Source organism: Geobacillus sp. YF-1, assembly GCF_052692335.1.
In genome coordinates this window covers 3,143,450-3,156,139 of record NZ_CP199850.1, presented here as the reverse complement: position 1 = coordinate 3,156,139, position 12,690 = coordinate 3,143,450, and the positions used below count along the sequence as shown (strand labels likewise).

Sequence of the window (12,690 nt, the reverse complement as noted above, 5' to 3'; positions counted from 1 at the left end):
CGAGGCAGTCCAAATCAAAGGGCAGCCTCGCTTTTTGCATGTTATTGTTCACTCGTGACCGTAATCGCCAACCCGTCCGCATCATAGGAAAGGGCAATCACAAGGCCGTTTTTGTGAAATGCGAGTGCAGGCGGGTAGCCTTGGCCAGAATCGGACTGTTCATACTGGTTTCCGAATAGCGTGATGAGCTGTTGTTTCAGATTGTTATAAATCGCTGTGAGCTGATCTTTTGTATACTCCTGGCCGGCATCAAACGAGTAGCCGTAGAAGGCAAGCTTTCCGTTCTCAAATCCATAGATGAGCAGCGTATGATATCCGAAAAGAGAAGTCGAATAGACCCAAGCTTGGCCGCCGTCTATATTTTCTTGTAGGATAAATTTTGCTGTTTCCAACTTCTTGACTTGAGAAGTGGACATGCCCAGTTTTACTCCACGGAACAGCTGTTCTATTTTGACTTGATTGAGTTTTGCTTTGGACGGAGTTTCGTATTTTACCCGATCATCGCGGTCGACATAATATCCGCCGCCTAAACCTAACATGCCCGGTTTAAACGTGTAAATGCGGTAGGTTCCGCCGGCTTTTAACGTTTTGACGTAGACTTTCTTCTCGCCTTGCAACTTATAAAGCTCTGTGTCTTTTACAATGGTTAATTTGCCGATTTGTCCCTGTACTAATTCCATGCCATTCCACCAAACTTTTGCTTGCGCATCGTGGGCATGAAACGGTGACAGAAGGATTCCAGCGCTTAGCGCTGAGACGGCTAGAAATTTTTTTGTAATGTTCATAAAATGTGCTCCTCTCTCATGAAAATGGAAGAATAATGATGATTTATTTTAACCTATCTTTTTCCCCTTAGCCAAGTCCCATGAGAAGCTTGTTTGACGAAATGTTGACCTTTGCGCCACCAACCCCCCCCTCTTTTTCTTCGAAATCATTCTTTTTTCTCTTTTCTTTTGACGGACAGACATCTATGATGAAAGAAAAAGAGAAAGGAAGGAGCGGGCGGAAGTGAGGAAATGGGTGCAGGCTGTGGCAATTGGAATGCTGTTGGCGGCGGTCGGATGGCTTTGGATGCCGAGTTCATCCATGGTCAAGGCGGGGGGATGCGGAGAACGTGTCGGCACGGAAAAAGTGTGGTGGGACGGTGCTGAACTGAAGCCCGGGCAAATCGGCCGGGTGACGGTGGCGGCGCCGACAGAGCTATGGTTGTCGAACAAAGCTGTAGAGATGCTGCCAAGCGGAGCGGTGTATCGGGTGTACGCGTTGGGCAACGGCTATTTCGATGTCGGCCAAGGATATGCGATTAAGAACGATGCCCGCGTCCGCTATGAAACGCCGGCAAAAGAGAAGTTGGTCGCTGCTTTATGCGTGCAGCAGGCGAAAACAAGCATGGCCGATGTCACGATGAACGGGGTGACGATCGGCGACTCGCGCGCCAAGGTCGAAGCGATGTACGGTAAGGCGAAGCGGAAGACGAAAAACGCCTACGGCCTATATTGGGAGACGTATGATCAGGGCGGTTACAAAAACTTTTTGATGGTGAGCTATGAACGTGATCGGGTGGCGGCGATGTACACGAATCAGCCGATTGTACAAACGAAAAACGGAGTGGGGATCGGCACTGCGAAAACAGCGGTGAAAGTTCGTTATGGTCGCCCGCTCTCTTTTATCCAAAAAGAGAATGTTTACTACAACATTCAAAGCGAGGAATACGACACGTATCTTGTCAACGGTCGCTACCTTACCTTCTTTTATGACCGGTACAACAACAACCGGGTGGATGGCGTGCTTGTCGTCAATCGGGCGCTCGAGGATGAAAAGCCCGGGTTTTATGGAACGACGACAGAAGAACTGCGTGCGGCCTATGAATATCAAATTTTTGATTTGGCGAATGCCGCGCGCCGCTTGCACGGGCTTCCGGCGCTCGTGTGGGATGCGAAAGCGGCGGCGGCTGCTCGTGAGCATAGTGAAGATATGGCCGTTCACCGCTACTTTTCTCATACAAATTTGCAAGGATTGTCGCCGTATGATCGTTTAAAGCGCCACGGTATCGTTTATCATGTCGCAGGGGAAAACATTGCCTACGGCCAGTACGATGCGATTTTTGTCCATGAAGCGTGGATGCACTCACTCGGACATCGGCAAAATCTTTTATATCCGAACTTTACCCGCCTCGGCGTCGGGGTGGCGTTCACTTCATTCCATCAACCCTACTATTCTCAAGAATTTTACGCCCCGTAATGGCGCGGTTTGCCATCTCTTAGAGGACGTTCCGGCGCTGCCGGACGTTTTTTTGAACAAATGGAAAATAATCCTCCTTTTTGTAGAAGTTTGTCGTATAATAGAATCGATTGCAACAAAATGATAGAAAGAGAGGAAAAGAGGAACAGTGGGAACAGCGAAGAGCATTATCCGCATCGGGGTCGGGGCGGTGTTGGCGGCATGGACGGCGCTGCAAGCGACAGAAGCGGATGCTGGGGCGAACATCGTCTACTGGGAAGGCATGCGCCTTGTGCCGGGGCAAATTGGAAAATTAGAGATCGTGAAACCGATTAATCTATGGAAACGGGAAAATGGGACAATGACGTTTGTTCGCGTTCTAGAGCCTGGAGAACAGTACCGGGTGTATTCGTACGATGAAGCGTTTGGCGGCCAATACGGGGTTGGCGGTGGATATTACGTCACCAACATCAAAGGGCATGTCTTGTATAAAACGCCGTCGAGGGAGAAGCTTAAACTTGTCAATCCAGGGCGGTACGGAGCGAAACAGTTGGCTGTGGGCACAGTGGTGAAGGAAGCGTTGGCGCGCGTGGCGCCAGGGGTAGAAAAAGAAGAAATGGAAATTGTCAGCGTGCGCGGCAAGCAACACGTATACAAGCTTGACATCGATGCGGCGAATGAGAAGTTGGCCATCGAGACGGCGCTGTCCAATGATCAAGTGCTTGGCATTGAACCGGTGCTTCAGCAGGCCAAGCGCTATGATGGCCGCGACGGAATCGTGTTAGCGGCAGTGAATGGGGATTATTTCAAAGAGGACGGGTCACCGACCGATTTGATGGTGCACCGTGGGGAAATCGTGATGACGAATACGACGCCGGCGGCGGAACGGACGATTTTTGGCATCGGCGCTGATGGGAAGCCGATGATCGGCAATCCGGATGTCCAGATTCGAGTTCAAATGGGACAAGGAAGCCCTTATCCCATTGACGGCATCAATAAACCGCGGCGTGCTCATCAGTTGATTTTGTATACCCCGTATTTCGCTGCCTCCACGAAAACGAACGCTCTTGGGACGGAAGTCGTGTTGACGAACGTCCAAGGGGTGTTGAACGGGAATGGAACGGTCACTGCAACGGTGAAGAAGGTGGCTGTGAGTCAAGGAGATGAGCCGCTTCAGCCTGGGGAATTGGTGTTGTCGGGCCACGGACGGGCAAGCGACTATTTGCGGCAAGCGAAAGCGGGGGATACGGTGCAAATTTCCCTTCAGTATGACCAACCCGAATGGAGCGGGGTGAAAGAAGCGCTTGGCGGTCGATATCGATTGGTGGCAGGAGGACAAGTGCAGTCGTTTGCGATCGCCGGTGCTCATCCTCGCACCGCTGTCGGCATTGATCGGGATGGAAATGTCATGCTCGTTGTTGTCGATGGTCGTCAGCCTGCCCATAGTCAAGGCATGACGTTGAACGAGATGGCCAAGCTGATGGGTGAGCTTGGCGCAGTCGATGCGATGACGCTGGATGGCGGTGGATCGTCGACATTGGTCGTCCGTCAGCCAAACGGGCAGCTCAAGGTCGAAAACAAACCATCTGATGGGTTCCCGCGGCCGGTGGCCAATGCGCTTCTTGTGGTGTACAAAGAGACGCAGGAGAACGGGGACAGCGAAGAAGTGCTTGACGATTTTGAAACGGAGTCGAAGTGGAAGGCAGCAGGCGTTAACGCTGTAGGGGCGGCGGTTGAGCGGACGATGGAGAAGGCGAAAGACGGAACGAAGGCGTTGAAAATTTCATACGATTTCCGCGGGATGCTGGGAACATCCGGCGTCTATGCTAGTCGGGAGGAAGCGATTTGGATTTCGAAACGGCCGCAAGCGATTGGTATGTGGGTGTATGGAGACGGAAGCGGCCATTGGCTGCGCGCCCAGCTCCGGGACGGAAGAGGACGGCGTTTTTGGATCGATTTTGCCCGTCATGTTGATTGGGTGGGGTGGAAATACGTGCAGGCCGCCGTGCCTAGCGATGTTGCGCTTCCGCTCATGTTGGAGACGCCGGTGCGCTATATGGAAACAGACGCAGGGCGGAAAAGCGCCGGGGTGATTTACATCGACGGTCTTCGCGCCATTTTCCGTTGATGCGCAGTCTGGAAAGACGGCGAACGAATAAGGGATGTTGGGCGCTCGTAAGAATTGCTATATAGACAGAATTTCATGAAGGAAAATTCGTCACCAATAAGAAGAAAGAAACGGTCCCTGTATAATTTTGCGCATTTCCGAATTCGTGTATTTTTAGGGCGCGATGAAGTCGAGGAACCGATCTTTGATGGAGGTTGTCGATATTTGGCGGCGAAGCAAGCCTGTGGTTTGCTTCGCCACACCAAGGTGTGGCGGAAGACTGAACCGCCTTCTGCTTTATGAGTCTGGGAGCGGCGCGGTTCGTTCGCTAGCTCATGTATTATACATGCAACATGAAGAGTTCACCTCTCTGTTATCCTGCACACCCTAAGCGCTGCACATTTCCTCCAAAGATCCTGTGGCTCAACCCGCAAGCTGAGCCATGGGAGAGGAAGCTTGTTGCAGGAGAAGCCAAATGTTCATTTTTCAATGAGCATGTATATATATTATGCAAACAAAAAACTTCCAATCGCATCATCATGAATCGAGACCCCTTGCACGCTGTTCTGCGGGGCATTTGCATTTCTCTGAAAAGTATTGTATATATGTGGATAGGCAAACCGCAAGGGAGGCAAAAGCTTGACGATGGACGAACAAACGTTGTTGGAGCAGTTGCGGCAAAACCCGCCAAAGCTGGTCGGAGGATATAAAAAACAAGGATGGGCGATCAAGGTGTTGGAGAGAATCGCCAATCCGGATGTGGAAGAGGAAGAAGGCGGACGGGTGACAGCCAAAGCCGTGTTGCAAGCGCAAGACGGCACGTATTATCCGGCTTTTTTAACGATTGATCTCCATCAACAAGGGAGAGTTGTTGGTGTCTATTTCATCGCCGAAAACAAGGAACAGTTCGATTTGATTCCGTTCGAATGGGCGAAAGAGTTTCTGGGAAAGCCAGAGCAGGCCATCATTCCGTTTCGCTACCGGACGCTAAGCAAAATCGACGGGGATCAGCAGCAAACGAACTGGCCGCACTTTCGTTGACCAAGGCTGACTCTGACAGTCAATGGAAAGGGGACTGAAGAGTCAGCCTTATTTTTGCTTGGAAGGGGTTACGATGAATTTTTTTCAGGGCCTATTTTCATTTTGCCTCTTTTCCAGTAAAATTGAAATACATGTTTTATATTTTGGTAGATAGCAGGTGAAAGCGTGAGGAGAAAACGGAGAAAAGCATTTTTCATCATCGGATGGCTGGCGGTGTTTTGGCTATCTTTTTCACTGTTGGCCGTTCAGACGGAAGCGGCTCCATTCCCGAATGTGGAGCGGCTTGAGCAGCATGCCGCCCAGCTTGAGCGGGCGATGAAAGCCAATCAATGGTCCAAGCCGTACCGTCTCTTCAATCAAGTCAAAAGCGATTATCAGGCGGCAAAAACAGAAGTGGCGCGCGTGCGTCCGCAAACGGCAAGGGCGCAGTTGGAAAAACGGATCGCTGCCGGAGAACAGACAATCAAAAAGGCTTCTGCCTATATCAGCGCTGTCGAAAGCGGGGAGCGATTGCGCGCCTTGACGGCCAACGTCGACCGGGCGCTGCGGACGGGGGATGTGGATGTCGTGTATGATTCCTATGCCCTGTTGCAATACCAAATTCGCAAAACGGCGATTCTCATCGGCCGTGTTCCGGGAGCGGCGTTGCGCGAAAAGATGGAAGGATGGTTTCAACGCCCGGCTTTGGCTGTTCAGCAGCGTGCGTATGATCCCATCAATATTATGAAAGCCATGGACAAGTTGCTTGATGCGTATGATGAAGGGGATATCGCGCGGGCGGAGCGGCTGCTGTCGCTTTGCGACCGATGGCTGCCAAACGTGGTGGATGCGGCGACGCGCAAGCAGCTGGCGGTGTATATCGATGATTTTAAAGCGCCGGTTGTCTTAGATGTCGATATCGAGTAAACGGGCGCATCTCGGGAGAGGAGAGACGAATATGACGGTGATGCAACGATGGGTGGCGGCTCTTCTGTTGTTTGCGGCTCCATTTTTGGCTTGGAGTCCACCGGCGGAGGCGGCAACGGCGCCGGCGTCAACGAAAGTGCTCGAAGAAGTGCGGGAGTTGGTTCGTCAGTATTATGTTGAACCCGTAAGCGATCGAGTGTTGAAAGCCAGCACCCCGCAAGAGATTGTCAAACAGCTTGACCCGTATTCTTCCTATATGACAAAACAAGAATACGAGGAATTTTTGAAGTGGATTGACATGGAGTCTGTTGGCATCGGCGTGATGATTGAGGAAGATGATGACGGCGTTCACATCCTGTCTGTCTTGGACAATGGACCAGCCGCCCGTGCCGGGCTGCAGCCGGGCGATGTCATTCGGACAGTTGATGGTCAGCCGGTAACAAATGAGACTATGGAAAAAGTATTGAGCTTGATCGCAGGGGAAGAAGGAACGACGGTGGCCGTAACCGTTTGGCGGCCGTCGACCGAGGAAACCGTCAGTGTCACCATCAAGCGGGAAAAAATCGACTGGCCGAACGTTGAGTTCAAACGGCTGGCAGGGAATATCGGCTATATTCAGCTATATAGTTTTGATGAGACAGCGCCCAGTGAAATCGAACGCGCCATCCGCTCTTTAAGCGGAGTGAAAGGGTGGATTTTGGACCTTCGGGACAATCCGGGGGGATATGTCGAAACAGCGCAGCAAATCGCCGGCTTTTTCCCAAATGTGAAGCAAGCGTTTCAGTTGCGCGACCGTTCGAATCGCCCGGAAGTGTATGCTGCTGTCAAACAGCCGGTGCAAATGACGGGTCCGATCCGGTTGCTTGTCAATGCGTCGAGCGCGAGCGCGTCGGAAATGTTGGCGGCGGCGGTGAAGGAGCAAAAGGCGGCCGTTTTGTACGGTCAGCGGACGTTTGGCAAAGGATCGATGCAAGAAATGTTTGAGCTGTCGGACGGCAGCATGTTGAAGTTGACCGTCGCCCACTTTTTCTCGCCAAAAGGGACGCCGATTCACCATGTTGGGGTGAAGCCGGATGTGCCGACGGTCGTTGGGAAAGAGCTGTACGCCGCTCACCGCGATTTGCTGATTGGTCAGCTGAAAGGGTATCAGTCGCTCGGCAAGCTGCGCAATGCGCCGGTCGATAAGACGTTTGTCGTCCGCTTCTCTCGTCCGCTCGCCAATACCGCGGTAAGCGGAGTGAAATTGTATCAATTAGGCGGACAGGAAGCAGCGGTGACGGCGCAAATCCGTCGGGGGACGGAGTTGGTGATCAAACCGGCAGCGAGGTTGGCCAAAGGGCAGAGCTATTTATTGGTCATTCCGCCGGTGTTGAAAAGCAAAGACGGCGTGGTAATGAAAAAAGGTGCTTACATGGAGATTCAAACTACGAAATAAGGCCCTCCCGTCGAGATGGGTTGGATAGCCGTCGTTCTTGATGATGCAACGTTGGGCTGTTGCATCTAAGGCTCAGCGGACAACGGGAGCACAGTCGTTTTGAATGGAACGGTGCAAAGAAAGCTGGCCTCCATCGGTCGTTTGGCGACCATGGGGGCCAGCTTTTTGCCGGTTACTCCTTGCTTGATTGCGTTTCTTGCCTTTCGCTCTGTGCCGGGGGGGATGGGATCGTCACCTTCCAAGACGTCCAATCCGGTTCTGCTTTGCGCAGCAATTCCGGCGGGAAGAGGAACGTCCATGGTTTGCTGGTGTGGGCTTTCACTTCCAGATGGCAGGCAAACAATCCACGGGCGACGATGTCGCCAGCATGATCCCGCACTTCAAGCGGGATTTGTTCAAAGTGAATCTGTTGGTCGCTGCCGTTGCGAATGAGCAGCGTGACGGCTAGCTCGCCGGAAGGCAGCTGTTTCGCTGTAATGCCCATGAAGTTCACTTCCCCGCGAGCAGGAGGCGGAACCGAGTCGACAAGGGCTTGCAGCTGTTGGCGCTGTTCGACCGACAGCGACTGCTCCCAGCTTTCCTCCAGCTCGAGCCGGTGCTGTGGGGGCAGTTCAAAGGCGACCTTCCATCCGCCTTTAGGCAACTGGTCGACGAGCTTGTCCTCGGCGGCGAACAAGAACCGCCATGGACGGGCTGTCATCGGCGGCAGTTCGCCGAAAGCGCTCATGTCAAACTCTTTGCGGGCGATCGCTGTGCCATCCTCGCCAAGCAGCAACAGGCGAATTCGTTCAAAGCGGACCGGTTTCGGCAGCGTATTGCGCAACATGGCGACAGCGACAAATCCATCATTGTATTCGACCAGCTTGACGCCCGAAATGGAAATTTGGTTTGGCTGAAGCGGCGGCAGCTGTTCGTGGTAAAAGCGATAGACGTACGTTTCTTCTGGAGACAGCTGCCAGTCCGGATGAAACGACAGCGTTGTTTTCGTTCCGACCTCCGGCTGTTCGACATGTTGTGCCGGCAGCTCGGCCTGCGGTTGCGTGCGTTGTTTTTTTCGAAAAATCATCGAACCCCCTCCTTTACGGGGCGGCGTGCTGCGCCGCGGTTATAGCTGGTTCGCGGCGGCGGCCGCTTCGTCATCAATGACAAACTGGCTTTTCAAATAGTTCATGGCGGCGATGGAGACGCCAGCGTCGATCGCTTGCTGCAGCGCGACGAATTCGCGATAAGCGTCCATTTCAAAGGCGCGGTACGGATCCTCTTGGCCATAGCTGCGCAAATGAATGCCCTCTTTTAATACATTCAGTTGATTTAAGTGGCGAATCCAGTGGGCATCGATGGTTTCAACCATCAAATGCTTAAGCCGCATGGTTTGTTCTTCGTCGCACGGAACATCGGTGAGTGCTGCTTCAAGTGATTGGTATTCGTCCCAAACGAGCCGGGCGATTTCTTCTTTTTGCTTATGGCGCAGATCATCAATCAGATAAGCAAACCGGAAAAAGGCAAGGCGCAGCTCGTTGTGCAATCCTTCGATGTTCCACTCTTCAAAAAAGACGTTTTCCGGACAGTAACGGTCGATCGTTTGCGTGATATAGCGATGGATGTGCTGAAGGAGCTCGGACAACACCTCTGACTGTTTCAGCGCCAAGGCGCGATCACGCATATGGTAGATGACTTTGCTTTGTTGGTCGATCACGGTGTCCAATTTCAATAAATGCAATCGCGCCGAATAATGGGCGTTTTCGATCGTTGTTTGCACTTTTTGGACGAACTTGATCGGGTCAGGCGACACAATGAGCCCGGTGTCATCCGTCTTGACTTTGCTTCGCCATTTTTCCAGTTCCTCTTGATCGTACAACCGAAATAAATCATCCTCCAGCGAAATGATAAACTGGGAAGACCCCGGATCCCCTTGGCGTCCTGCGCGGCCGCGCAGCTGCATATCAATGCGATGGCTTTCATGTCGCTCTGTGCCGATGATGTGCAGCCCGCCCAGTTCCTTGACGCCTTCCCCAAGCAAAATATCCGTTCCGCGCCCGGCCATATTGGTGGCGATCATCACTTGCCCTTTCTGCCCGGCGGTCGCGATGATGCGCGCCTCTTCCTCCTCCGTTTTGGCATTGAGCAGGTGGTGAGGGATGCCTGCTTTGGAAAACTCCGCTGATAACCGTTCCGACTGAGCGACTGACGTCGTGCCGATGAGAACGGGGCGGCCGATGGCATTCATTTTCTTTACTTCGTCAACAATTTTCCGCACTTTTGCCTCATGTGTCTGGTAGACGAGGTCGTCCCGGTCGGTGCGGCGGGATGGACGGTTTGTCGGAATTGCGATTACGCGCAGCCGGTACGTTTGCCAAAATTCTTCTTTCGACGGCGTAGCGCTGCCCGTCATCCCGGCTAGCTTTTCATACATCCGAAAATAGTTTTGGATCGTAATCGTTGCTTGGATGTCGTTTTCTTCGGTGATGTCCACGCCTTCTTTCGCCTCGATCGCTTGATGCAGACCATCGCTGAATGAGCGTCCTTCCATCACCCGACCGGTGAACGGGTCAACGATCATGACTTTGCCGTTTTTGACGATGTAATCGACATCTCGCCGCATGATAAACCAAGCGCGCAGCGATTGCATCGCATGGTGAAGCAGCACGTGATGCTCCCAGTCGTATAGGTTGTCGATGCCAAACGCCCGCTCAAGTTTTTGCGCTCCTTCTTCCGTGAGAAAAATTTGCTTTGTCTCGAGTGAGCGCTCATAGTCGTTTCCTTCTTGAAAGGTGCAGACGATCCGCGCCATAATCGGGAACAGTTCGGCCCCGATGCCCGATTTGTTAGCGATGATGAGCGGAGTGCGCGCTTCGTCGATTAAAATGCTGTCAATTTCATCGATAATGGCGTAATACAGCGGGCGCTGCACTTTATCTTCGAGGCGGTACACCATGTTGTCGCGCAAATAATCAAAGCCAAACTCGGTGCCGGTGCCGTACGTGATATCAGCCGCATACGCTTCTTTTTTTTCGCTCGCCGTCATTTGCGACACATTCAGGCCGACGGTTAAGCCGAGGAAGCGGAACACACGGCCCATTTGTTCGCAGTCGCGGCGCGCTAAATATTCGTTGGCTGTAATAATGTGGACGCCTTTCCCAAGGAGGGCGTGCAAGTAGCTTGGCAAAGTGGCTGCCAGCGTCTTTCCTTCCCCGGTCTGCATTTCGGCGATGTTTCCTTCATGCATCGCCAATCCGCCCATCAGTTGCACGTCGTAATGACGCAGCCCGAGCACGCGCCGGGCCGCTTCCCGGACGACGGCAAACGCCTCGGTTTTTATGTCGTCGAGCGTCTCGCCGCTTTCGAGCCGTTCTTTGAAGGCGACCGTTTTTTGACGCAGTTGTTCGTCGCTGAGCGAAGAAATGGTGGGCTCCCATTCATTGACTTGCGCCACCAGTTTAGCAAGACGCTGTACTTCTCGAGCGCTTTCGTCAAATAGTTGCTTTACTTTTGTCAACATATTGTCCATTCCTCTCCTAGACAGGCATGATTCACACCAAGTACTCTAAAACCTAATTATAACACAATGCGTTCCTTTTTGAGGCAAAATGTAAAATGTGGAATGATTCGTCGAGTTGGTGTTCGGAGTTTCACAAAAGGAAGGGGAAAAGAAATTTTCCATCCTTGGGGACAAAAAGCGGTGTAAAAAAAGATTGATTTACTCATCGTATATGGTAACATAAAGATGATGTGTGTTTCCCCGATTTTTTATAAGGCCAAGGTGATTGCACATGAATACGGAAGCATTTTTCGCATGTTTGGCTTCGTTTATCGCAGTATTGGTCATCACCCCGTTTGTGATCAAGCTCGCCATCAAAATGGGTGCGGTTGATCGGCCAAACGGGAGGAAAGTGCACACAAAAGTCATGCCAAGGCTTGGCGGATTGGCTATTTTTATTGGTGTGGCCGTCGGCTATTTTGTCGGTGGGGTGTACAAAGAACAAGTAACGGGGATAACAATTGGGGCCATCATCATTGTCCTCATTGGGGTGCTTGACGATTTGTACGAGCTGTCTCCCAAGGTGAAGCTGGCCGGACAGTTGTTGGCGGCGTTCGTTGTTGTCGCTTCGGGACTCAAGGTCGATCTTTTGACCATCCCGTTTGTCGGCACGTTTGAATTGGGGCTGTGGAGCTACCCGATTACGATATTTTGGATTGTGGCGATCACGAACGCCATCAACTTGATCGATGGGTTGGATGGATTGTCCGCGGGCATTTCCGCCATTGGGATTGCGGCCATTGCCGTCATGGCGGGCATGGCGGGCAAAACGCTCATTTTCACCCTTTGTTTGATCATCCTAGGCAGCGTCATCGCTTTCTTGTTTTACAACTTCCACCCAGCGAAAATTTTTATGGGGGATACCGGTGCGTTGTTTTTAGGTTATGCCATTTCCGTTCTGTCGGTGCTAGGCCTTTACAAAAGCGTGACGCTCTTCAGCTTCGTCGTTCCGGTGATCATTTTGGGTGTGCCGATTTTCGATACGACGTTTGCCATTATCCGCCGCATCGTGAACAAGCGGCCGATCTCGGCGCCCGATAAGTCGCATCTCCATCATCGGTTGCTCGCTCTCGGGTTTTCGCACCGCAACACGGTCTTGTTGATTTATGCGTTCGGTTTGATGTTCGCAGTCAGCGCTATTTTGTTCTCCGCCTCGACGTTATGGCAGTCCATTCTCATCGTTTTTGCCTTGATCGTCTTCGGGGAGCTGCTGGCTGAGCTGATCGGCTTGGTCAATGATCAGTACAAGCCGTTTATGACTTTTATTCGCAAGTTGCTTCGGGGGAGCCGAAAAGTATACGGAAATGACCGATAAATAAATAGCAAAGGGGCCGTTTGTGTCATATAAAAGGACAAACGGCTTTTTTCAGGAATTGCCCGTCTTTGGAAAATTATACCCTTCTTTTTCGTTGTTTATGCAGTTTATACAATTCTATCGCTGAT

General features: G+C 52.0%; 9 protein-coding genes. 6 read left to right on the top strand and 3 right to left on the bottom strand.

Going from position 1 to position 12,690, the window contains the following annotated elements:
- Positions 1-41: 41 nt before the first annotated feature.
- A complete protein-coding gene (locus tag ACTVIM_RS15665; protein WP_445613134.1) occupies positions 42-785 on the bottom strand; it encodes a hypothetical protein in 744 nt (247 codons plus the stop codon).
- 223 nt (positions 786-1,008) lie between these two features.
- Between ACTVIM_RS15665 and ACTVIM_RS15660 the strand changes: the two genes are divergently transcribed.
- From ACTVIM_RS15660 to ACTVIM_RS15640, 5 genes are all read left to right on the top strand, one after another.
- Entirely contained in the window at positions 1,009-2,241 is a 1,233-nt protein-coding gene (locus ACTVIM_RS15660) for a CAP domain-containing protein (protein WP_445613133.1), read from the top strand.
- 148 nt (positions 2,242-2,389) lie between these two features.
- Positions 2,390-4,348, top strand: a complete 1,959-nt coding sequence (locus ACTVIM_RS15655; protein ID WP_445613132.1) for a phosphodiester glycosidase family protein — start codon at positions 2,390-2,392, stop codon at positions 4,346-4,348.
- 618 nt (positions 4,349-4,966) lie between these two features.
- Positions 4,967-5,368: a hypothetical protein gene (locus ACTVIM_RS15650; protein ID WP_445613131.1), complete on the top strand. Its 402-nt coding sequence runs from the start codon at positions 4,967-4,969 to the stop codon at positions 5,366-5,368.
- Positions 5,369-5,533: 165 nt separating this feature from the next.
- Entirely contained in the window at positions 5,534-6,274 is a 741-nt protein-coding gene (locus tag ACTVIM_RS15645; protein ID WP_445613130.1) for a hypothetical protein, read from the top strand.
- Positions 6,275-6,305: 31 nt separating this feature from the next.
- Positions 6,306-7,709 carry a S41 family peptidase gene (locus ACTVIM_RS15640; protein ID WP_445613129.1) on the top strand — a complete coding sequence of 468 codons (1,404 nt, stop codon included), beginning with the start codon at positions 6,306-6,308 and terminating at the stop codon, positions 7,707-7,709.
- Positions 7,710-7,881: 172 nt separating this feature from the next.
- Here ACTVIM_RS15640 and ACTVIM_RS15635 read toward each other — a convergent pair whose 3' ends face one another.
- Both ACTVIM_RS15635 and secA2 read right to left on the bottom strand, forming a co-directional pair.
- Entirely contained in the window at positions 7,882-8,775 is an 894-nt protein-coding gene (locus tag ACTVIM_RS15635) for an accessory Sec system S-layer assembly protein (RefSeq protein WP_445613128.1), read from the bottom strand.
- A 39-nt stretch (positions 8,776-8,814) separates the two neighbouring features.
- Positions 8,815-11,208 (bottom strand): accessory Sec system translocase SecA2, encoded by a 2,394-nt coding sequence (gene secA2, locus ACTVIM_RS15630; protein WP_445613127.1) that lies wholly within the window; start codon positions 11,206-11,208, stop codon positions 8,815-8,817.
- A 271-nt stretch (positions 11,209-11,479) separates the two neighbouring features.
- On the opposite strand from secA2, the gene ACTVIM_RS15625 reads away from it, so the two are divergent.
- Positions 11,480-12,562, top strand: a complete 1,083-nt coding sequence (locus tag ACTVIM_RS15625) for a glycosyltransferase family 4 protein (RefSeq protein ID WP_445613126.1) — start codon at positions 11,480-11,482, stop codon at positions 12,560-12,562.
- Positions 12,563-12,690 lie beyond the last annotated feature (128 nt).